Origin of the sequence: Vallicoccus soli, from assembly GCF_003594885.1 — a bacterium.
Classification (GTDB): domain Bacteria; phylum Actinomycetota; class Actinomycetes; order Motilibacterales; family Motilibacteraceae; genus Vallicoccus; species Vallicoccus soli.
Genome location: NZ_QZEZ01000010.1, coordinates 74,058 through 95,503 on the forward strand (window position 1 = coordinate 74,058; position 21,446 = coordinate 95,503).

The following is a 21,446-nucleotide window of genomic DNA, read 5'->3' on the forward strand; positions in this document are numbered from 1 at the left end:
CGCGGGCGGACCCCCGGGCGCCCCTCCCCGACGGCGCCCCGCACGAGCCACGTCGCTCCCCCAGCGGCGTGGCTCGTCGCACGTCCGGGCCGGATGCGCCCCCAGCGCTCAGCGCTCGCCCGGCTCACGGGACGGCCGGTCGACGACCTCGCCCTCGACGACCTCGCCCGGCACGACCCGCTCCCGGCTCCCGGGGCGGGCGCCCCAGGGTCCGGCGTGGGCCCCGCCGGCGCCGGTCCCGCCACGCCGCCGGCCGCCGATCCCGAACGCCCGCGCCGCCTCCGGCGGCAGCCCCGCCGCGCGCAGCGCCCGGCGGGCGAGCCAGCGCAGCAGGGCGCCGCGCAGCAGGGCGCGGGTCGGGGGCAGCACGAGGAGCACGCCGACCGCGTCGGTGAGGAACCCCGGGGTGAGCAGCAGCGTGCCGCCGACGAGGACCATCGCCCCGTCGGCCAGCTCGCGCTCGGGGGCGCGCCCGCCGCGCAGCGCCGCCTGCAGGCCGCGCCAGGCGCGCCGGCCCTCGCGCCGGACCACCCACGCGCCGAGCGCGGAGATCGCGAGGAGCAGGGCGACGGTCGTCCAGGCGCCGACCGCCTGGCCCACCTGGACGATGAGGTAGACCTCGACCAGCGGCACCACGAGGAAGAGCAGGGTCAGCACGGCGGGCACGGCTCAGGACCTCCCTCGGGTCGCGCCGCGGACGCCGCCTGCCGGCGCGTCACGGGCGGTGCGGGGCGCGAGGAGGCCGCGCAGCCGGGCGCCCCGGGCGGCCAGGCCCCAGGCGGTGACCCGCCACAGCGCCTCGGCGACGATCGCCCGGCTCATCTTGCTGGCCCCGCGCTCGCGCTCGACGAACGTGATCGGCACCTCGACGACCCGCCGCCCCCGCTCAAGCGCCCGCCAAGCCAGGTCGACCTGGAAGCAGTAGCCCTGCGACGCGACGCTGGCCAGGTCGAGCTCGTCGAGGACCTCGCTGCGGTAGGCCCGGTAGCCCCCGGTGGCGTCGCGCAGGTCGATCCCCAGGGCGAGGCGGGTGTACGTGTTGCCGCCGCGGCTGAGCAGCACCCGCGAGCGGGGCCAGTTCTCGATGCGCCCGCCCGGCACCCAGCGCGAGCCGAGCACGACGTCGGCGCCGCGCAGGGCCTCGAGCAGCCGCGGCAGCTCCTCGGGCTGGTGCGAGCCGTCGGCGTCCATCTCGACGAGCACGCCGTAGCCGCGCTCGGAGCCCCAGGCGAAGCCGGCGCGGTAGGCGGCGCCGAGCCCCTCCTTGCCGGTGCGGTGCAGCACGTGCACGTGCGGGTCGGCCGCGGCGAGCCGCTCGGCCACCTCGCCCGTGCCGTCCGGGCTCGCGTCGTCGACGACGAGCACGTCGGCGTCCGGGACGGCCGCGCGGACCCGCCGGACGATGGGGGTGATGTTCTCCGCCTCGTCGTACGTCGGCACCACGACGAGGACGCGCCCCAGCCGGCCGCGGTCGGTGCCGGCCGGCTCCCCCGCCGGCGCAGCCGGGGTCACCGCCGCCCCCGGGCGCGGCGGGCGGCCAGGGCGGGCAGGACGGGCAGGGCGGGCGCGGCGGCGGCGGCGAGGGCGGCCAGCCCGGCGAGGGTGAGCGCGAGCTCGGGCCAGGCCCCCGCGCGCGTGGCCAGGGTCAGCGTGCTGGACAGCGGTACCTCCGCGTGCAGGGTCTCGGCGGTGAACACCTCGGCGCGGTCCAGGACCGCGCCGTCGGGGGCGATGACGGCGCTGACGCCGCTGGTGGCGACGACCAGGCCCGTCCGGGCGTGCTCCACGGCCCGCAGCCGGGTCATGACGAGCTGCTGCTCGGTCTGGGGGGTCCGCCCGAACGTCGCGTTGTTGGTCTGGACGACCACGACCTGCCCGCCGCCGGCCACGGCGTCGCGGACCAGGCCGTCGTACCCGGTCTCGAAGCAGATGACGTCGGCGACCGTCGCCGGGCCGACCTGCAGGACGCCGGTGCGGTCACCGGCGACCATGTCGCGCCCCACCCGGTCGACGTCGTCGCTGAAGACCCGCGCGACCTCGCGCAGCGGGATGTACTCGGCGAACGGCACGGGGTGCTGCTTGACGTAGCGCTCCCCCGGCCCCTCGCCCGGCGTCCAGACGACGCCGGTGTTCTCCACGTGGTCCGGCCCCGCGCCGACGAGGGTGCCGACGAGCACGGGGACGCCCACGTCGTCGACGGCCCCGCTGATGAGCGCGGCGGCCGACGGGTCGCGGAAGGGGTCGACGTCGGAGGCGTTCTCCGGCCAGACGACGAGGTCGGGGGCCGGCACCCGCCCGGCGCGCACGTCCGCGGCGAGCCGGCGGGTCGCGTCGACGTGGTTGCGCAGCACCGCCTGGCGCTGGGCGTTGAAGTCCAGGCCGAGGCGCGGGACGCCGCCCTGCACGAGCGCGACCCGCACGGTCGGCCCGTCGGCCGGCGCGGGCTGCAGCACCGGCACGGCCAGCCCGGCCAGGACCGCCGCGAGCGCCCCGGCACCCGCGGCGGCGCCCCGCGCGGGCCGGGCGCCGCGCAGGGCGAGGACGGCGGCGGCGAGCAGCGCCCCGGCGAGGGCGACGGCGGCGGTGACGAGCGGCGCGCCGCCGGCAGCGGCGAGCCCCAGGGTGGGCGCGTCGGCCTGGGAGAAGGCCAGCCGGCCCCACGGGAAGCCGCCGTACGGCCAGCGGGTGCGCAGCGCCTCCTGCCCCACCCACAGCGCCGCGACCCACAGCGGCCACGCGGGCAGGCGCTGCACGAGCGCCGACGCCGCGCCGAGCGGCACGAGGTAGAGCGCCTGCACCGCGGCCAGCACGAGCCAGGGCACGGGGCCGACGTAGACCCCGGACCAGTGCAGCAGCGGGACGAAGAAGCCGAGGCCGGCCAGCAGGCCGAGCAGCGCGCCACGGCGCGGCGTCGCCCCGCGGGTCAGCAGCGCGAGGGCGGCGACGCACAGCGACGCGACCCACCACAGGTCGTACGGCGGGAAGGCCAGCGTCAGGGCGGCGCCGGTGCCGGCCGCGGCGAGCAGCCGCAGGCGCCCGCGCGCAGGGCGGGGGGCGCCGGGACCGGTGGCCCGCGGGGACGGCGACGGCCGCGCCGGTGCGCTCTGCGCCACGCTCGTCCGCCCCTCCCGCACCCGCCGGCCCGCCTGCACGGGCGGGTGTCCGACGGTACAACGCCGCGGGGCGTGCTCCCGTGCCCGCCGGGAGGTGCCGGACCGGCCGGGAGCGGGCCCGGAGCGCCCTTCGGACCGGTGCGCTCCTGCCGGCTGCAGGCTGCGACACCGTTGTCTACTGGGCGTCCGGGCCCCTCCCGCGTCTCACCGCCCGAGCGGTCCCCGCCCCCGCTGCGCACGCCGCCGGCGCCGGACCTGGCGTGCGGGAGGACGGGCGGATCCCCGTCCGCATCCCTGGCCCGGGATCGACGTGCACCACGGGGCGACCGCTCGGACGTCCGTGGTGGACGGGGTCGACGCTACTGCCCTGCCCGACGGTGTCAACCGGCTCCTGACCTGCGTGTTCGCGCAACGATGCAGGTCAGCGCCACCGCCGCGACACCTGGTCTCCACCGGTTCCTCACGGATCCGCCCGGCGTGTCGAGGCGACACGCCGTGGACGCGGCGTCGATCACACCTCACGCAGTGTCGTCGTCCTGCTGCTGCGGGGGTACGACGACCGTCCCGCGCGCCGTCGTGCACACCTGCGGGGGGTCCAGGACGTCGGCGGCCGAGGGCCCGCGCTGCGGCGCGGCCCGGCACAGCACGCGCGCGGTGAACGCCACCCCCCGGCTGCGCCGCCCCACCCGCTCGAGCACCGCCTCGACCTCCAGGACGTCCCCCGCGCGCACCGGCCCGACGAAGCGGACCTCGTCGTAGCCGGCGAACAGGCCCTCGTCGCCGTCGGTGCGCACGCACAGCTCGGTGGCGACGTCGCCGAACAGGCCGAGGACGTACGCGCCGTCGACGAGCGCGCCGCCGTAGTGGGCGTGCGCGTGCGGGACGTAGCGGCGGTGGACGACGCGCAGCCCCGGCTCCGGGCCGGCGCCCGCGCTCACCGCGCGCCCCCGCGCGGTGCGGGGACGAGCGCGTGGACGAGGTAGCTCGCCACCTCGCCGGGCGTGCACCCGCGGCCGAACACGCGGTCGACCCCGAGGTCGGCGGCCATGGCCTCGTCGAAGCGCGGGCCGCCGACGACGAGCAGCGGGCGCCGCCCGCTCGGGTAGCTCTCGTTGAACGCGGCCGCCATCTCGCGGGTGTTGGCCAGGTGCGCGTCGCGCTGGGTCACGACCTGCGAGACGAGAACCGCGTCGGCCCGCTCGGCCCGCGCGCGGGCCACCAGGTCGGGCACCGCCACCTGCGAGCCCAGGTTCACCACGCGCAGCTCCCGGTAGTGCTCGAGCCCCTTCTCCCCCGCGATGCCCTTGAGGTTGAGGATGGCGTCGATCCCGACGGTGTGGGCGTCGGTGCCGATCGTCGCCCCGACGACGACGAGCTTGCGCCGCAGCCTCGACCTCACCGCGAGGTTGACCTCCTTGGTGCCGAGCAGCGGGTACTCCCGCTCGACGACCTGCACGGCGCCGAGGTCCACGACGTGGCGCACCGAGCCGTACACGACGAAGAACGTGAAGTCCGGCCCCATCGCCTTCGCGTGCACGAGCAGGGCCGGGTCGAGGCCCATCTTCTGCGCGAGCTGCAGCGCGGCGCCCTCGGCCCGCTTGTCGTGCGGGACCGGGAGGGTGAAGGAGACCTGCACCATGCCGTCGCCGGTCGTGTCGCCGTACGGGCGCACGACGGGGTGGGCCGCCCTGGCCGCCGGGGAGGGTGGGGTCGTCGCGGTGCGCGCGCTGCTCACGGCGCCGCCTCCAGCAGGTCGCCCGCGGGGTCGAAGTAGCCGTCCGCGCGCTCGACGACCCCGTCGAGGCCGCGCCCGCCGTCGGCCGGGCGCCGGGTGACGCCGAAGGTGCCGTCGGCGATCGCCTGCAGCAGGCCGTCGTCGACGACCCGCTCGAGCAGGTCGACCGCCTCGCCGAGCACCTGCCGGGCGCGGGTGGCGATGAGGCCGTCGGGGGCCGGGCGGAAGTCCTCGCGCAGGCCGCCGGCGGCGTCGAGGACGTACCGGACGTTCTGCAGGGCGAGGTCGCGGTCGGACAGGAACGGCGTCACGACCGCCTCGGTCATCATCCCGACGAGCAGGATGCCCTGCCCGGTGAGCGCCCCGGCGAGGTTGAAGAAGCCGTCGAGCAGGTAGCCGCGGAACACGTCGCCGGTCATGTGCTTGGTGGGCGGCATCCACTTCAGCGGCGCGTCCGGGAAGAGCGTGCGGGCCAGCAGCGCGTGCGCCAGCTCCAGGCGGAACGAGTCGGGCAGCGAGGGGTCGATCTCGAAGGCGTGCCCGAGGCCGAGCTGCCAGTCGCGCAGCCCCGCCTCCTTGGCGAACGCCTCGTTGACGAGCTGGCTGACCGTGACGGTGTGCGCGGCCTCGACCGCGTCGGCCGTCGTGAGGTAGTTGTCCTCGCCGGTGTTGATGACGATCCCGGCGCGGGCGTGGACTTGGCGGCTGAAGCGCTGGTCGACGAAGGTGCGCACCGGGTTGATGTCGCGGAAGAGGATGCCGTACATCGAGTCGTTGAGCATCATGTCGAGGCGCTCGAGCCCGGCGAGCACCGCGATCTCCGGCATGCACAGGCCCGAGGCGTAGTTGGTCAGCCGCACGTAGCGCCCGAGCTCGCGGGACACCTCGTCGAGGGCCGCGCGCATGAGCCGGAAGTTCTCCTGCGTCGCGTACGTGCCCGCGTAGCCCTCGCGGGTGGCCCCCTCGGGCACGTAGTCGAGCAGCGACTGGCCGGTGGAGCGGATGACCGCGATGACGTCGGCGCCGGCGCGCGCGGCGGCCTGCGCCTGCGGGATGTCCTCGTGGATGTCGCCGGTGGCGACGATGAGGTAGATCCACGGCTGGCGGGGCGCGTCGCCGATCCGCGCCACCAGGCGCTCGCGCTCGCGCCGGCGCCGGTCCACCCGGCCCACCCCGGCGCGCACGTCGCGCGCCGCGGCGCGCCGGGCCCGGGTGGCGTCGCGGCCGGCGGGCAGGCGGAACCGCACGCCGCCCGCGTACGCGCGCTGGGCCAGCGCGACGAGCCCGTCGTGCCCGCCGCCGAGGCCCTGCTCGGCGAGCGCGTCCCACACCGGCAGCGCGACCCCGTGCTCGAGGCCGACCTGCTCGCGGACGGCGTCGACGAGCCGGTTGGCCCACGGGATCCGCTCGGGGTCGGCGCCCTCGACGCCGGCGAGGCGCAGCAGCGCGCGCTCGACGCTCACCGTCGTGCGGGTGCGCGCCAGCGCGACGACCGGCTCGGTGGCCCGCTGCGCGAGGGCCCGGGCCCGGCGCACCAGGTCGGGGTCCAGGTGCAGCTCGGGGCCGGGCGGGCTCGACGGGGACGTCGGCGCCGCCGGGCCCGTGCCCGGGGCCGCCGCAGCGGGGGCCGGGGCGGGCCCCGTACGGCGCGCGGGGACGGCCGGTGCCGCGGCTGGGGTCACGTCAGGGCTCCTTCCACGTCGTGGACGACCCGGCCGTCGACGACGGTGCGCAGGCACCGCGGCGCCGGGGTGCCGGGGGTCAGGTCGGGCAGCCCCGGGGTGCCGGAGCGCGGGTCGGTGGACCAGGCCGCGACCCGGTCGTCGGGGGCCTGGACGACGAGCTCGCCGGCCTCCCAGACCGCGTACGTCGCGGGCGCGCCGGGCACGAGCACGCCCGCGTCGTCGCGCCCCGCGGCCCGCCAGCCGCCGCGGGTGTGGGCCGTGAAGGCGCTGCGCACGCTGAGCCGCTGCGCGGGCACGTGGTGGAAGGCCGCCGCGCGCACCGCCTCCCAGGGCCCCAGCGGCGTCACGGGGGCGTCCGAGCCGAGCGCGAGCGGGACGCCGGCGGCGGCGAGGTCGGCGTACGGGTTGAGCCCGAGGGCCCGCTCGGCGCCGAGCCGCTCGGCGTACATGCCCTCCGCGCCGCCCCACAGGGCGTCGAAGACCGGCTGGACGCTGGCGACCGCGCCGAGCTCGGCCAGCGCCGCGACGGCGGCGGCGTCGAGCATCTCGGCGTGCTCGATCCGGTGCCGCGCCGTGCGCAGCGCCGGCAGGCCGACCTCGGCGGCGGCCTCGCGCAGCCCGGCGAGCACGACGTCGAGGGCAGCGTCGCCGATGGCGTGGAAGCCGGCCTGCAGCCCCGCCCGGGTGCAGGCCACGACGTGGTCGCGCACCTGCGCGGCGCTGAGGTACGCGTGACCGGCGTGCTCGGCGTCGGCGTAGTCGGCCCGCAGCGACGCGGTGCGCGAGCCGAGCGCGCCGTCGGCGAACAGGTCGCCCGCCGCGCCGAGCGCACTCAGCTCGCGGGCGCGCTCCACCCCGCCGAGCTCGCCCCAGTAGCCGAGCACCTGGGGGCCGGGCTCCTCGCGGGCGAGCGCGAGCAGCCCCGCGAGGTCCTCCGGCGAGCTGATGTCGGGCCCCGCGAGCTCGTGGAAGGCCCCGATGCCGAGCTCCGCGGCGCGGGCCCGGGTAGCGCGCTGCGCCGCCCGGCGCTGGGACTCCCCCACGCTGCCCTGGGCGACGCGGCGCGCCACGTGGTGCGCGTCGCGGGTCAGCGGGCCCTGCTCGTCCCAGCCGTCCGCGGCGCGCACCTCCGGGGCGGCCGCGACGAGCGCGCTGGTGACGACGCACGAGTGCACGTCGACGCGGCTGAGGTACGCCACGCCCCCGTACGTCGCGCGGTCGAGCTCGGCGCGCGTCGGCGGGCGGCGCTCCGGCCAGCGGGTCTCGTCCCAGCCGTGCCCGAGGACCACCCCGCCGCGCCGGGCGCGCGCGTGCCGCTCGACGAGGTCGAGCGCCTCGGCGAGGGTCGCCGCGCCGGAGAGGTCGAGCCCGGTCAGGGCCAGGCCGGTGGCGGTGGCGTGCACGTGCGCGTCGACGAACGCGGGGGCGACGAGCGCGCCCTGCAGGTCGACGACCTCGTCCACCCCGTCGGCGTGCACGTCGGCCGCCCCCTCCGAGCCGACCCAGGCCACGCTGCCGCGGTCGACGAGCAGGGCGGTGGCGAAGGGGTCGGCGGGCGAGTGCACCTCGCCGCCGCGCAGCAGGACGGTGCGCTGGTCGGTCGGCGGGTCGCTCGGCGGGGCGCTCGGCTCGTGGGTCACGGACCCATCCTCGCGGCCACCGCCGGCGCCGCGCCCTCCGGGACGAGCCCTGCCCGGCGCTCGACGAGGCGGCGCACGGCCGGGTCGGAGCGCAGCAGGTCCAGGGCCGTCGCGGCGTGCCCCGGGACGTAGCCGTTCCCGACGAGCATCGTCACGTCGGCGGCCAGCCCCTCGGCGCCCAGCGCCGCCGCGGAGAACGACGTGGCCATGGAGAAGAAGACGACGGTCCCCCCGTCGCGGGTGGCGAGCACGGCGCCGTGCTCGCAGCCCGGCACGTCGACGCAGACCACGGTGACGTCGGCCGGCCCGCCCGCGGCGCGCACCGCCGCCTCGAGGGCCACCGGGTCGCGGGCGTCGGCCACGGCCACGGCGTCGGCGAGGCCCGACGCGCGCAGCAGGTCGGCCTCGCCCTCGTGCGGGACGACGCCGACGGTGCGCCCGGCGCCGGCGGCGCGGGCGGCGGCGAGGCTCAGCGACCCCGACTTGCCGGCGCCGCCGAGGACCGCCACGACCGGGCGCTCGTACGAGCGGACGACCCGCGCGGTGAGGGCGGGGGCCCCGCAGACGTCCATGACCGCCATGGCCAGCTCCGTGGGCAGGTCGTCGGGCAGCACCGCGGCGACGGACCGGGCGAAGAGCACCGCGTGCCCCCGGGCCGGGACCTGCTCCGAGCGCCCGTCCCACCCCGCGAGCCCGTCGGTGAGGGCGAGGGGGGTGAGGCTGAGCGAGACGAGGGTGGCGACCCGGTCGCCGACGCGCAGGCCGAGCGGCGAGGCCGGGCCGACCTCCTCGACGGTCCCCACGAGCATGCCGCCCGAGCCGGTCACCGGGTTCTGCACCTTGCCGCGCTCGGCGGCGATCGCCAGCACGGCGGCGCGCACCGCGTCGCCGTCGCCGCCGTGCGCCTCGTCGAGCTGGCGGAAGGACGCGGCGTCGAGGTTGAGGCGCTCCACGCGCACCCGCACCTCGTCCGGCCACAGCTCCGGGCGGGCGTCGAGCCGGTGCGCCGCCTGCGGGAGCACGCCCGCGGGCTCGAGCACGCGGTGCAGGCCGACCGGGGACGACCCCGTGCGCGTCACGTCCACGACCGGCTCCTCGCTGCTGCAGTTCTTCTCGTGAGGTCCTTCCTCGACCGCAACATCTCTCATAGAGTGCCCTCCTGTCGAGCACTTCCGCAGGACGACACCCCGGCGCGCAGGAGGATCGCGATGACGCAGGCCCCCGAGGCGACCACGGCCCCCCCGCTGCGGGCTGCGGCCGGGCAGCCGTACGCCTACGCCCGGCGCGAGCTCGTCGAGCCCGACTGGACCCGGCTGCCGGGCTGGCGGGGGGTCACCCGCGAGCAGTGGGAGTCCGCGCAGTGGCAGCGCGCGCACTGCGTGAAGAACGCGAAGCAGCTGCGGGCGGTCATGGGCGACCTGCTCGACGAGCGGTTCTACGAGGACCTCGCGCGCGACCAGGCCGAGCGCGCGACCATGTCGATGCTGCTGCCGCCGCAGATGCTCAACACGATGGTCCCGGCGGGCGCCGCGGACTGGACCGAGGCGTTCCTCGCCGACCCGGTGCGCCGCTACATGCTCCCGGTCCTGTCCGACCGGCGCACCGACTGGCCCTCGCACCCGCACGCCTCGCGCGACTCGCTGCACGAGCACGACATGTGGGTGGTCGAGGGGCTCACGCACCGCTACCCCACCAAGGTGCTGGCCGAGATGCTGCCGACGTGCCCGCAGTACTGCGGGCACTGCACCCGGATGGACCTCGTCGGCACCTCGACGCCGCAGGTCGACAAGCTCCGGCTGAGCCTCAAGCCGGTGGACCGGGCCGACGCGATGATCGACTACCTGCGCCGCACGCCCGGGGTGCGCGACGTGGTGGTCTCCGGCGGCGACGTCGCGAACATGCCGTGGCGCCAGCTCGAGTCGTTCCTCATGCGCCTGCTCGACGTCGAGTCGGTGCGCGACGTGCGCCTGGCGACGAAGGCGCTCATGGGCCTGCCGCAGCACTGGCTGCAGGACAGCGTCGTCGAGGGGCTCGAGCGGGTGGCCCGCACCGCGCACCGCCGGGGGGTCAACCTCGCGATCCACACGCACGTCAACCACGTCAACTCGGTGACCCCCCTCGTTGCCCGCGCGGCCCGCACCGCGCTCGAGGTCGGCGTGCGCGACGTGCGCAACCAGGGCGTGCTCATGGAGGGCGTCAACGCCACCCCGGAGGACCTGCTCGACCTGTGCTTCGCGCTGCAGGGCGAGGCGAACGTCCTGCCGTACTACTTCTACCTCTGCGACATGATCCCCAACAGCGAGCACTGGCGCGTCTCCGTCGCGCACGCGCAGCACCTGCAGCACGCGGTCATGGGCTACCTGCCCGGGTACGCGACGCCGCGGATCGTCTGCGACGTGCCGTTCGTCGGCAAGCGCTGGGTGCACCAGGTCGAGGAGTACGACCGCGAGCGCGGCATCTCGTACTGGACCAAGAACTACCGCACCGGGATCGAGGCCGACGACGTCGAGGCGCTGACCCGGCGGTACGCCTTCTACGACCCCATCCACACCCTGCCCGAGCAGGGGCAGCGGTGGTGGCGCGAGCACACGCCCACCGCGGGCTGAGCCGGCTGGGGCACGGGCGGGCACCCGCGCAGGACGGGGCGCCGAGGGCGGGCGGGGAGGGGGGCGGCGGGGGCCGCGGTCGTCACCCCGCGCGCCGCTCCGCGAGCCGGGGGGCCGGCACGGGACGGGCCGCCTCGACGGGCACGCCGGTGCCCTCGACGCGGCGTCCGCGGTGGTCGACCCAGACGACCTCCGCGCAGCCGAGGCACGGGACGGCGATGTTGCCGTCGCGGTGGCACAGCTTCGCGAAGTCGTTGGCCTCGGGGGCCCGCCCGCGGACGCGGGCGCAGTCCCAGCAGTAGCCGTCGCGAGTCATCACGCTCTCCGGGGAGGGGGGTCCGGAACCTCCGGCCGGGGGTGGGCGGAGGGTGCTGCGCGTTCCACTGTGGTGCACGTCTCATCCCCAGTATGCCGTGCGGCGACACCGGCGCGTCGCCGGCACGACACGGGGCGGTCACGGCGCCCTGCCTAGACCTCCGGCGGGCGCGCCTCGTACGGCGTGCTGAGCACGATCGTCGTGCGGGTCGAGACCCCGGCGCGCGCCCGGATCGTCGCCAGCAGCGACTCCAGCGCGCCCGGCGAGGCGACCCGGACCTTGAGGATGTAGCTCTCCTGCCCGGCGACGCTGTGGCAGGCCTCGACCTCGGGCAGCCCGGCGAGCCGCTCCGGCGCGTCGTCGGGCGCGCTGGGGTCGATGGGGGTCAGCGAGATGAACGCGGTGAGCGGAAGGCCCACCGCCTCGGCGTCGACGACCGCGGCGTAGCCCGTGAGGACCCCCCGCTGCTCGAGCCGGCGCACGCGCTGCTGCGCCGCCGAGGTCGACAGGCCGGTCGCCCGGCCGAGGTCCGTCCAGCTCATCCGGCCGTCGCGCGCGAGCAGCCGCACGATCTGCCGGTCGATGTCCTCCACGCGCGGCTCCTCCGGACCCGCCCGCTCAGACGACGACGAGCGCGCGGTCGGTGAGGTTGAGGCGCTCCCCCGCGTCCTCGCCGCACACGAGGATGTCCTCGATGCGCGCGCCGTGCCGTCCCGGCAAGTAGATGCCCGGCTCCACCGAGAACGCCATCCCGGGCTCGAGCGGGAGGGCGTTGCCGGCCACCACGTACGGCTCCTCGTGCGTCTCGAGGCCGATGCCGTGCCCGGTGCGGTGGATGAACCGCGCGCCGTAGCCCGCGTCCGCGATGACGTCGCGCGCCGCCGCGTCGACCGCCTCGGCGCTCACGCCGGGGCGCACCGCCTCGCACGCCGCCACCTGCGCGGCGAGCAGGACGTCGTACGACTCCCGGTAGCCCGCCGGCGGCTCGCCGACGGAGTAGCAGCGGGTGGAGTCCGAGCAGTAGCCCGCGGGCGTCGTGCCGCCGATGTCCACCACCACGGCGTCGCCCTGCTCGATCACCCGGTCGGAGAGCTCGTGGTGCGGGCTGGCGCCGTTCGGGCCGGAGGCGACGATGACGAAGTCGACCCGCGCGTGCCCCTCCTCGACGATCGCCGCGGCGATGTCGGCGCCCACCTCGCGCTCGGTGCGCCCCGCCCGCAGCCACTCCGGCACCCGGCGGTGCACCCGGTCGATGGCGGCGCCCGCCTCGCGCAGCGCCGCGACCTCGGCGGCGTCCTTGCGCATGCGCAGCGGGCCGAGGACGTGCCCGGCGAGCCCCTGCTCGGCCTCGGGCATGGCCGCGGCGAGGCGCAGCACCTTCTCGGCCCACATGTGGTTGTCCACCCGGACCCGGCGGGCGCCCGGCAGCAGGGAGGCGACGAGCGCGTACGGGTCGTCGGTCTCGTCCCACGCCACCGTCTGCAGCCCCAGCGCCGCGACCGGCGAGGCCAGCGCGGCCGGCTCCTCGAGCCGGGGCACGACGAGGCGGGGGTCGCCCTCGGCCGGCAGCACGAGGCAGGTGAGCCGCTCCAGCGGCAGCGCGTCGTAGCCCGTGAGGTAGCGCAGGTCCGGCCCCGGCGAGACGAGCAGGGCGTCGGTGCCGGCGGCGGCGGTGGCCTCCTGGGCGCGGCGCAGCCGCTCGGCGGGGATGGCTTGCGTCATGGCGGCCACCCTAGTGCGGCCTCCCGACAGCCCCCTGCGCGAGCGGCGGGGTGGCATGCTGCGGCCCGTGCCGCCCCGCGACGAGCGCCTCATGCTCCTGGACACCGCCTCGCTCTACTTCCGCGCGTACTTCGGGGTGCCCGAGTCGCTCACGGCGCCGGACGGCACGCCCGTCAACGCGGTGCGCGGGCTGCTCGACTTCGTGGCCCGGCTGGTCACCGACCGCACCCCGACGCACCTCGTGGCCTGCACCGACGAGGACTGGCGCCCGGCGTTCCGGGTGGCCGCGCTGCCGTCGTACAAGGCGCACCGGGTCGCCGCCGACGCGGACCCGGAGCTCGCCGGGGAGACCGTGCCCGACACCCTCGTGCCGCAGGTGCCCGTCATCTTCGACCTGCTCGACGCGTTGGGGATCGCGCGGGTCGGGGTGGCCGGCTACGAGGCCGACGACGTCATCGGCACCCTCGCCACCACCGCGACGACGCCGGTCGACGTCGTCACCGGCGACCGCGACCTCTTCCAGCTCGTCGACGACGCCCGCCGGGTGCGCGTCCTCTACACCGCCCGCGGCGTCGGCAGGCACGAGGTCGTCGACGAGCGGGCGGTGCGGGAGAAGTACGGGATCCCGGGGCGGGCGTACGCCGACTACGCCGTCCTGCGCGGCGACCCCTCCGACGGCCTGCCCGGGGTCAAGGGCGTCGGCGACAAGACCGCCGCCCAGCTGGTGAGGCAGTACGGCACCCTCGACGCCCTGCTGGCCGCGGTGGACGCCGGCGACCCGGCCCTGCCGGCCGCCGCGGGGCGCAAGCTCGCGGCGGCCCGGGACTACCTCGCGGTCGCGCCGACGGTCGTGCGGGTCGCGACGGCCCTCGCCGTGCCGGCGCACGACGCGCGGCTGCCCCGCGAGCCCGCCGACCCCGAGCGGCTCGTCGAGCTCGTCGACCGGTGGGGCGTCGGGTCCAGCGTCGAGCGCGTCCTCGCGGCGCTGCAGCGGGCCGCGGCCTGATCCCCGGCGGCCGCAGGGTCGCGGCCGGGGGCGGGGTCAGGACACGGAGGAGTACGCGACGACGCCGCGGCGCACCGCGTCGACGGCCTCCTGGGCGGTGCGGCGGACCCGGGAGCCCTCCGGGGCGGCGGTCGCGACCTGGCCGAGCAGGTCGATGAGCTGCTTGCACCAGCGCACGAAGTCGCCGGCCTGCAGGTCCGCGTCGGAGAGGACCTCCTCGAGCCGGTGCCCGGAGGCCCAGCGCCAGGCGGCCCACGAGAAGCCGAGGTCGGGCTCGCGCAGGAAGTCCAGCCGGTGCGCCCTCTCCCGCGCCTCGAGGGCGAACCACAGGTCGCGCATGCGGGTGAGCGCCTGCTCGACCCGGCCCCGCGGGACCCGCGCGACGGTGCCGTCCTCGCTGGAGCGCGACTCGTACACGAGGGTGGCGACGCAGGAGGCGAGCTCGGCGGGGTCGAGGTCCTCCCAGACGCCGGTGCGCAGGCACTCGGCGGTGAGCAGGTCGAGCTCGCTGTAGAGCCGGCCGAGCCGGCGGCCCTCGTCGGTGACCACGAGCGCGTCGCCCTCGGGCGCGAGGTAGCCGAGCTCGGCGAGCAGGGCGCAGACCCGGTCGAAGGTGCGGGCGATGGTGCCGGTGCGCCCGGCGACCCGGCGCCGCAGCCCCTCGGTGTCGCGCAGCAGCTTCGCGTGCCGCTCGGCCCAGCGCGCGTGGTCCTCGCGCTCGTCGCAGCCGTGGCAGGGGTGCTGGCGCAGCAGGCGCCGCAGCCGCGCCAGCTCCGGGTCGTCCGCGGCGGCCGAGCGCTGCTTGCGCGGGCGCGTCTCGTCGTGGTCGAGGCCGGTGGCCCGCATGGTCGAGGCCAGGTCGCGCCGGTGCTGCGGGTTGCGCGCGTTGAAGGCCTTGGGGACCCGTACGCGGTCCAGCGCCATGACGGGCGAGGGGAAGTCGACCATCGACAGCGTCTTGACCTGGCGGTCCGCGGTGAGCACGGTCGGGCGCGGCCCGTCGAGGCCGCCGGTGGTGGTCTCCAGGACCACGGCGAGCCCGGCGCGGCGCCCGGTGGGCACGCGGATGACGTCGCCGGGGCGCAGGGCCTCGACGCTGGCCGCGGCCTGGGCCCGCCGGTCGGCCGCGTTCTCGCGGGACAGCCCGGCCTCGCGCTCCTTGATCGCCCGGCGCAGGCCGGCGTACTCCTCGAAGTCGCCGAGGTGGCACGTCATGGCCTCGCGGTAGCCCTCGAGCGCCTCCTCGTTGCGGCGCACCTGCCGGGCGAGGCCGACGACGGCGCGGTCGGCCTGGAACTGCGCGAACGACGCCTCGAGCAGCTCGCGGGCGGTGGCCTGCCCGACGCTGCCGACGAGGTTGACGGCCATGTTGTACGAGGGCCGGAAGCTCGAGCGCAGCGGGTACGTGCGCGTGGAGGCCAGGCCGGCGACCGCGCGCGGGTCCATGCCCTGCTGCCACAGGACGACCGCGTGCCCCTCGACGTCGATGCCGCGCCGGCCGGCGCGCCCGGTGAGCTGGGTGTACTCCCCCGGCGTCACGTCGACGTGCGCCTCGCCGTTCCACTTGACGAGCCGCTCCAGCACGACCGAGCGGGCGGGCATGTTGATGCCCAGCGCCAGGGTCTCGGTGGCGAAGACCGCGCGCACGAGGCCGCGGGCGAAGAGGTGCTCGACGACCTCCTTGAAGGTCGGCAGCAGGCCCGCGTGGTGCGCGGCGATGCCGCGCTCGAGCCCGTCGAGCCAGTCGTGGTAGCCCAGGACCGCGAGGTCCTGGTCGGGGATGTCGGCGGTGCGCTGCTCGACGATGGAGCGGATCTCCAGCCGCTCGGCCTGGGTGGTGAGGCGCAGGCCCGCCGCCAGGCACTGCCGCACGGCGTCCTGGCAGCCGGCGCGGCTGAAGATGAAGGTGATCGCGGGCAGCAGGCCCTCGGCGTCGAGCCGGTTCACCACGTCGACCCGGCTCGGGCGCTGGTACGTCGCCGGCCGCCGCCCGCCGTGGCGCCGGCGGCTGTCGCGCCCGCCGAAGCGGTCCTCGTCGCGGGCCAGGCGCACCAGCTCGGGGTTGACGTGCAGCTTCGTGCGCGGCCCGTCGCCGTCGGGCGGCGCCTCCTGGTCCTCGGTGACGAAGAGGTCGTAGAGGCGTTGGCCGACGAGGACGTGCTGCCAGAGCGGGACCGGGCGGTGCTCCTCGAGCACGACGGTCGTGTCGCCGCGCACGGTCTGCAGCCAGTCGCCGAACTCCTCGGCGTTGCTGACGGTCGCGGAGAGGGAGACCAGCCGCACCCCGTCCGGCAGGTGGATGATCACCTCCTCCCACACGCCGCCGCGGAAGCGGTCCGCGAGGTAGTGCACCTCGTCCATGACGACGAACCCGAGCCCGGACAGGGTGTGCGAGCCCGCGTAGAGCATGTTGCGCAGCACCTCGGTCGTCATGACGACGACCGGCGCCTCGCCGTTGATCGTGTTGTCGCCGGTGAGCAGGCCGACCCGGTCGCTGCCGTAGCGGCGGACGAGGTCGGCGTACTTCTGGTTCGACAGCGCCTTGATCGGCGTGGTGTAGAAGCACTTCTGGCCCGCGGCCAGCGCGAGGTGCACGGCGAACTCGCCGACGACGGTCTTGCCGGAGCCGGTGGGGGCGGCGACGAGCACGCCGTGCCCGCCCTCGAGCGCCTCGCAGGCGCGCACCTGGAAGTCGTCGAGGCCGAAGGGGTAGTCCTGGCGGAACCGGGTGAGCTCGCTGCGGCTCTCCCGCTGCTGCCGGCGGGCCCGTTCGCGTGCCTGGGCGAACCGCTCGGCGGGAGTGGTCATGCCCTCGATGCTACGTGGCGCGGTCCCGGCGCCCCGAGGACGCGCACGGCGCCGGGCACCGCCCGCACCGTCACCGGCAGCGGAGCGACCGGCTCCCCGTCCGCCCAGGCCCCCGGCGGTGCCGCCCTCGTCCCCCTCGCTGCGCATGCCGGGCCCCTGCCCGCGCCGGCCGGCTCCACGCGCACGACCCGCGCACGGTGCGCGACGACCGCCGGGTGCCCGAGGTGGCTCCCGGCGTAGATCCGCGGCAGCAGCGCCGCGAGCCGCGGCACGGCGAGCGGGCGCACGAGCACCACGTCGAGCAGGCCGTCGTGCGGGTCGGCGCCCGGGCAGATCCGCAGCCCCCCGCCGTACGTGCTGCCGCTGCCCACCGCGAGCAGCACGGCCTCCTCCTGCACCTCGCGCCCGTCGAGGACCAGCCGGTACGGGCGCGCCCGCAGCGCGGGCAGGGCGGCGACGGCGGCGGCGGGGTAGCGCGCGGGGCCGCGCGGGCGGCGCAGCGCGCGGGCGCGCTCGGCGACCACCGCGTCGTAGCCGGCGCAGAGGACGGAGAGGAACCAGCGCTCGCCGCCGGGCGCGTCGAGGAGCCCGGCGTCGACCGGCGACCAGTGCCCGGCGAGGACGGCGTCCAGCGCGGCGTCCGCGTCGCGGGGCAGGCCGAGCGAGCGGGCCACGTCGTCGCCGGAGCCGGCGGGCACGACCCCGAGCCGGACCGGGGTGGCAGCCACCTGCTGCAGCGCGAGGTGCACCGTGCCGTCCCCGCCGAGCGCGACGACCGCGTCGACGCCGTGGCGCAGGGCCTCCCGCAGCTGGCGCTCGGCCGAGAGCGGGCCGGGCCCGCCGACGGGGACCACGGCGACGCCCGCGGCGCGCAGGCGCGCCAGCACCGGGGTCAGGAGCCGCGCGGCGCGCCCGCTCCCCGCGGCGCCCCCGGTCAGGAGGGCGACCCGCCGGGGCGGCGCGCCGGGCTCAGAGCAGGTCGTCGTCGTCGTAGCGCGAGCGCGGCTCGCGCGAGGGCGCCGGCATGGGCGCGGCCTCGTCGTCGGCCAGCTCGGAGTAGTCGACGCCGTCGATGAGCTGGTGCTTGCGCCGGCGGTCGAGCAGGAAGCAGATGCCGGTGGCGATGAAGTAGAGGACGAGCATCGGCAGCGCCAGCGCGCAGAGCGTGACCGGGTCGCCGGACGGCGTCGCCACCGCCGCGAAGACGAACGAGCCGAGGACGACGGGGCGCCAGGCGCCGAGCAGCGCCCGCGCGGAGACGATCTGCACGAGGTTGAGCGCGACGACGAAGACCGGCAGCACGAACGCGACGCCGAAGACGATGAACATCCGGGTCACGAACGCCAGGTAGCGGTCGAAGCCGATGATGTTCGCGACGTCCTGCGGGGTCGGGTTGAAGCCGATGAGCAGGTCGAAGCCCTTGGGCAGGAAGACGTACGCCACGACGGCGCCGCCGATGAACAGCGGCGCGGCGCTGAAGACGAAGGCCAGGCCCCAGCGGCGCTCGTTCTTGTGCAGGCCCGGGTTGATGAAGGCCCACAGCTGGTAGAACCACACCGGGCTCGACAGGAACAGCCCCGCGAGGCAGCAGATCTTCAGCGCGTAGCTGAACGGGTCCGCGATGCCCTGGAAGTTCAGCGTGACGGTGGCGCCCTGCTCGGCGTACTGGTCCTTGATCGTGTTGAACGGCCCGGCGATGAGCGCGAAGAGCTCGGAGTAGAAGAAGAAGCAGGCGACCGTCACCACGGCGAAGGCCAGGACGGCGCGCGTGAGGCGCCGCCGGAGCTCCCGCAGGTGCTCCATGAGGGGCATGCGCCCCTCGTCGTCGGGGTCCGGGGCCGTGCCCAGCCCCGACCGCTCGGTGGTGTCCGTCATCGTGCTCCGTCAGCCGGGGCCGCCGGGCGTGGCCCGGACGGCGCGTGCCCTGCCCGGGTGCCGGGCAGGGCGCGAGCGGGGGTCGGGCTCAGATGTCGCCGTGCGTCTGGCGGGCGCTCTGCTGCTGGCGGTCCGCGGCGCTCTCCACGCGGCCCTCGAGCGGGCGGGCGTCGTAGCGGACCTGGTCGGTCTGCGACGTCTGGGTCGGGTGCGCCGGCTTGTCCTCCTCGCGCATCTCCTTGACCTCGGTCTTGAAGATCTTCATCGAGCGGGCGACGCTGCGCGACATGTCGGGCAGGCGCTTGGCACCGAAGAGGAACACCAGCACGACGAGGATGATCAGGAGCTCGGGGGCGCCGAGGTTGGGCATGGGACGACCTCACTCGTAGGGGACGTGACGCACTCTACGCCGTCCGGGTGCGTCGTGGCGGTGTCGGCGCGGTGGACGTCCCGCGAACGGGCCGCCTCAGGCGCCGGAGCTGGGGGTGAGCAGCGCCGTGAGGGTGTCCACGCGGTCCAGGGCGAGCGCGAAGTCGAGCACGTCGTCGTACGAGATGCGGTCGCCGGCGCGGACCTCGAGGGCCTCGGCGGGGATGGTCCAGCGCTCGGCGCGCACGCCGCCGGAGACGAGCAGCGCGACGATCTCCTCGTCGGCCGGCTTGCGGACCTCGCTGGTGCACTTGGCGCAGTGGAACGAGTAGAAGGAGCGCTCGGTCACGTTCGCCACGACGAGGCGCAGCTGCGTGGGGGTCAGCTCCACGTCGCCGCACGTGGGGCAGGAGGCCTTGATCGTCGTCATGTCGGTTCCCTCCGGGGTGGACGCCCCTGGTTGGCGTCCCACCTGTCCTCGGCAGGGTCCCGCGCGGGCTTGACGACCAGTTGCCGGACGTGCTGGGACCACCCGGGCGGAGCAGGCCGCAGGGCCCGGGCCGTGCGCTCGCGGCGGCCCGCTCAGGCGTACGCGTCGAGCGCGGCGCGGGCCTCGCGGCGCACGTCCTCGGCGAGCCCCGGCGGGTCGACGACCCGCCCCTGCCCGCCGAGGCGCAGCGCGAGCCGGCCCACCCAGCGCGGGTCGGGGGTGCGCAGGCGCACCTGCAGGCGCCCCTCCCCCAGCTCCACCACGGAGTCGCACGGGTAGTACTCCGCGACCCAGCGCGCCGGCGGGTCGAGCTCGAGGGTCACGACGGTGTCGGCCTCGGACGGCTGGAACAGCCCCTCGCCCACGTCGCGCGGCTCGGCGTGCTCGGGCACGCGGGCCGGCTCGTCGAGCACGCGCAGCCCCTGCACGCGGTCGAGGCGGAAGAGGCGCACCCCGTCGGCGCGGCGGCACCAGGCCTCGAGGTACGCCCTGCCCTCGACGATGAGCAGGCGCATCGGCTCGACGTCCCGCTCGGTCGTCTCGTCGCGGCCGGGCACGTAGTAGCTCAGGTGCAGGCGCCGCCCCCCGGCGAGCGCCCGGCGCACCTCGGGCACGACGTCGTCGTCGGTCTCCACGGCCACCGCCACGTGCGCGGCGAGGGCGGCGGCGTCGCCCGCGGCGCGCTCGAGCTTGGCGACGGTGCGGTCGAGCGCGTCGCGGTCCACCAGCGCGCGCCCCCCGTCGCCCGTGCCGCCGGGCCCGCCGGGCCCCGCCTCGCCGAGCGCGTCGGCGAGGGTGCGCAGCCCGACGAGCAGCGCGGCCGCCTCGTCGGCGCCGAGGCGCAGCGGGCGCGCGATGGTGTCGGCGTTGGAGACGTGGATGTAGCCGCCCTCGAAGGACGCCTCGATGAGGTCGTCGGGCAGGTGCCCGGGCAGCCCGCAGACGAAGAGCAGCTGCAGGTCCTCCAGCAGGCGCGCCTCGGTGATGCCGAACGTCCGCGCGACGTCCTCGACCCGGGCGCCGGGCCGCGCGGTGAGGTACGGGACGAGGGCGAGCAGGCGCGCCAGCCGCTCGGAGGCCCCGGTGCCGGCCCGGCTCACGCCGCCCCCTCCCCCGCCGCCGTCGGCCGCTCGAGCACGCCGCGCAGGCGCCGTACGACGGCCTCGCGCGCCTCGGGCGGGTCGAGGACGACGACCGCCGCGCCGAGGCCGCACACGGCGTCGGCGAGGTGCCCCGCGTCGGCGTACGGCACCTCCAGGACGTCCCAGCCGTCGCCGTCGGGGCGTGCCGCCGTGGCCTGGCGCCGCAGGAACCCCGCGGCGCCGGTGCGGGCCCGGACCGTGGCCGTGCCGCTCACCGGCACCTCGTTGGCCCGGGCGACCTCGCGGCGCACGTCGACGCCCTCGGGCACGACGACCGCGCCCGCGGGGCCGACGCCCTTGACCGGGCCGGTGATGCGGCTGAGGCGGAAGACGCGCGCGGCGCCGCGGTCGCGGTCGTGGCCGACGAGGTACCACCGCCCGTGCCAGGAGACGACGCCCCACGGCTCGACGCTGCGGGGCGAGGACCCCGAGCCCGGGCGGCGGTAGTCGAACCGCACCGCCCGCCGGTCGCGCACGGCCTCCCACAGCGGGCCGAAGGCGGCCTCGGCGGCGTCGACGCGCGGCTCGATGCCCGCGATCGCGATCTCGTCCGGGTCGACCCCGTCGGCGCGCAGCTTGAGCAGGGCGCTCGACGCGGCCCCGGCCAGCGAGGCCTGCTGCCAGGCGCGGGCGGCCAGGCCGAGCACCGCCATCTCGTCCGGGGCGAAGGAGACCTCCGGCAGCGCGTACGCGTCGCGCCGGATCCGGTAGCCGACCTCGTCCTCGAACCAGGCGCTGTTGCTGCCCGTCTCGACGGGCACGCCCATCTCGCGCAGCTCGTCCTTGTCGCGCTCGAAGGTGCGCTCGAAGGCCTCCTGCGCCTCGGCGTAGCCGGGGACGGCGCGGCGGATCTCCTCGCGGGAGAGGTAGCGCGGCGCCGCGAGCAGGCAGATGACGAGGTTGAGCAGCCGCTCGGTCTTCGCCTTGGACACGCCCCGC

At 76.9% G+C, this 21,446-nt stretch carries 20 protein-coding genes; 2 read left to right on the top strand and 18 right to left on the bottom strand.

All coding sequences use genetic code 11. The features are described 5' to 3' along the window. Positions 1-108: 108 nt before the first annotated feature. The 8 genes from D5H78_RS17280 to kdd all read right to left on the bottom strand — a co-directional run bounded on the left by D5H78_RS17280 (position 109) and on the right by kdd (position 9,252). Positions 109-666 carry an FxsA family protein gene (locus D5H78_RS17280; RefSeq protein ID WP_119951754.1) on the bottom strand — a complete coding sequence of 186 codons (558 nt, stop codon included), beginning with the start codon at positions 664-666 and terminating at the stop codon, positions 109-111. Between the two features lie 3 nt (positions 667-669). Beyond that, on the bottom strand, positions 670-1,512 hold the full coding sequence (locus tag D5H78_RS17285) for a polyprenol monophosphomannose synthase (RefSeq protein WP_119951755.1): 843 nt from the start codon (positions 1,510-1,512) through the stop codon (positions 670-672). Further along, positions 1,509-3,113, bottom strand: coding sequence for an apolipoprotein N-acyltransferase (gene lnt, locus D5H78_RS17290; RefSeq protein WP_218566745.1), 1,605 nt, complete (start codon positions 3,111-3,113; stop codon positions 1,509-1,511). The genes D5H78_RS17285 and lnt overlap by 4 nt, the downstream gene beginning before the upstream one ends. Before the next feature lie 518 nt (positions 3,114-3,631). Beyond that, complete coding sequence (gene kal, locus D5H78_RS17295) at positions 3,632-4,051, bottom strand: 3-aminobutyryl-CoA ammonia lyase (protein WP_218566746.1); 420 nt, start codon at positions 4,049-4,051, stop codon at positions 3,632-3,634. Further along, positions 4,048-4,848 (bottom strand): lysine 5,6-aminomutase subunit beta, encoded by an 801-nt coding sequence (kamE, locus tag D5H78_RS17300; RefSeq protein WP_119951756.1) that lies wholly within the window; start codon positions 4,846-4,848, stop codon positions 4,048-4,050. Before kamE ends, kal begins: the two co-directional genes overlap by 4 nt. Beyond that, positions 4,845-6,404: a lysine 5,6-aminomutase subunit alpha gene (gene kamD, locus D5H78_RS17305; protein ID WP_119951790.1), complete on the bottom strand. Its 1,560-nt coding sequence runs from the start codon at positions 6,402-6,404 to the stop codon at positions 4,845-4,847. The genes kamE and kamD overlap by 4 nt, the downstream gene beginning before the upstream one ends. Positions 6,405-6,526: 122 nt before the next feature. Beyond that, complete coding sequence (locus D5H78_RS17310) at positions 6,527-8,173, bottom strand: amidohydrolase (protein WP_119951757.1); 1,647 nt, start codon at positions 8,171-8,173, stop codon at positions 6,527-6,529. Next, entirely contained in the window at positions 8,170-9,252 is a 1,083-nt protein-coding gene (gene kdd, locus D5H78_RS17315; protein WP_119951791.1) for an L-erythro-3,5-diaminohexanoate dehydrogenase, read from the bottom strand. The genes D5H78_RS17310 and kdd overlap by 4 nt, the downstream gene beginning before the upstream one ends. A 129-nt stretch (positions 9,253-9,381) precedes the next feature. Here kdd and D5H78_RS17320 point away from each other — a divergent pair, with 129 nt between their 5' ends. Beyond that, positions 9,382-10,779, top strand: coding sequence for a KamA family radical SAM protein (locus D5H78_RS17320; RefSeq protein ID WP_119951758.1), 1,398 nt, complete (start codon positions 9,382-9,384; stop codon positions 10,777-10,779). 82 nt (positions 10,780-10,861) lie between these two features. On the opposite strand, the gene D5H78_RS17325 is transcribed toward D5H78_RS17320, so the two are convergent. The 3 genes from D5H78_RS17325 to D5H78_RS17335 form a co-directional block, all read right to left on the bottom strand. Continuing rightward, on the bottom strand, positions 10,862-11,095 hold the full coding sequence (locus D5H78_RS17325; RefSeq protein WP_119951759.1) for a hypothetical protein: 234 nt from the start codon (positions 11,093-11,095) through the stop codon (positions 10,862-10,864). 152 nt (positions 11,096-11,247) lie between these two features. After that, positions 11,248-11,688, bottom strand: coding sequence for an Lrp/AsnC family transcriptional regulator (locus D5H78_RS17330; protein ID WP_119951760.1), 441 nt, complete (start codon positions 11,686-11,688; stop codon positions 11,248-11,250). Between the two features lie 25 nt (positions 11,689-11,713). Further along, positions 11,714-12,817 carry a M24 family metallopeptidase gene (locus D5H78_RS17335; RefSeq protein ID WP_119951761.1) on the bottom strand — a complete coding sequence of 368 codons (1,104 nt, stop codon included), beginning with the start codon at positions 12,815-12,817 and terminating at the stop codon, positions 11,714-11,716. A gap of 91 nt (positions 12,818-12,908) precedes the next feature. On the opposite strand from D5H78_RS17335, the gene D5H78_RS17340 reads away from it, so the two are divergent. Beyond that, positions 12,909-13,823 (top strand): 5'-3' exonuclease, encoded by a 915-nt coding sequence (locus D5H78_RS17340; protein WP_119951792.1) that lies wholly within the window; start codon positions 12,909-12,911, stop codon positions 13,821-13,823. Between the two features lie 36 nt (positions 13,824-13,859). Here the strand turns inward: D5H78_RS17340 and D5H78_RS17345 are convergent, their stop codons facing one another. From D5H78_RS17345 to D5H78_RS19465, 7 genes are all read right to left on the bottom strand, one after another. Next, positions 13,860-16,631: a DEAD/DEAH box helicase gene (locus tag D5H78_RS17345; RefSeq protein ID WP_119951762.1), complete on the bottom strand. Its 2,772-nt coding sequence runs from the start codon at positions 16,629-16,631 to the stop codon at positions 13,860-13,862. Beyond that, the gene (locus D5H78_RS17350; protein ID WP_119951763.1) at positions 16,628-17,569 is read right to left on the bottom strand and encodes a diacylglycerol/lipid kinase family protein; all 942 of its coding nucleotides are present in this window, start codon (positions 17,567-17,569) and stop codon (positions 16,628-16,630) included. Before D5H78_RS17350 ends, D5H78_RS17345 begins: the two co-directional genes overlap by 4 nt. 31 nt (positions 17,570-17,600) lie before the next feature. Beyond that, positions 17,601-18,506 (bottom strand): twin-arginine translocase subunit TatC, encoded by a 906-nt coding sequence (gene tatC, locus D5H78_RS17355; protein WP_119951764.1) that lies wholly within the window; start codon positions 18,504-18,506, stop codon positions 17,601-17,603. 88 nt (positions 18,507-18,594) lie between these two features. Further along, complete coding sequence (tatA, locus tag D5H78_RS17360) at positions 18,595-18,876, bottom strand: Sec-independent protein translocase subunit TatA (RefSeq protein ID WP_119951765.1); 282 nt, start codon at positions 18,874-18,876, stop codon at positions 18,595-18,597. A gap of 96 nt (positions 18,877-18,972) precedes the next feature. After that, positions 18,973-19,305 carry a hypothetical protein gene (locus D5H78_RS17365; protein WP_119951766.1) on the bottom strand — a complete coding sequence of 111 codons (333 nt, stop codon included), beginning with the start codon at positions 19,303-19,305 and terminating at the stop codon, positions 18,973-18,975. A 152-nt stretch (positions 19,306-19,457) separates the two neighbouring features. Continuing rightward, positions 19,458-20,465 carry a helix-turn-helix transcriptional regulator gene (locus D5H78_RS19460; protein WP_165865784.1) on the bottom strand — a complete coding sequence of 336 codons (1,008 nt, stop codon included), beginning with the start codon at positions 20,463-20,465 and terminating at the stop codon, positions 19,458-19,460. After that, complete coding sequence (locus D5H78_RS19465; RefSeq protein ID WP_165865785.1) at positions 20,462-21,439, bottom strand: helix-turn-helix transcriptional regulator; 978 nt, start codon at positions 21,437-21,439, stop codon at positions 20,462-20,464. Before D5H78_RS19465 ends, D5H78_RS19460 begins: the two co-directional genes overlap by 4 nt. Positions 21,440-21,446 lie beyond the last annotated feature (7 nt).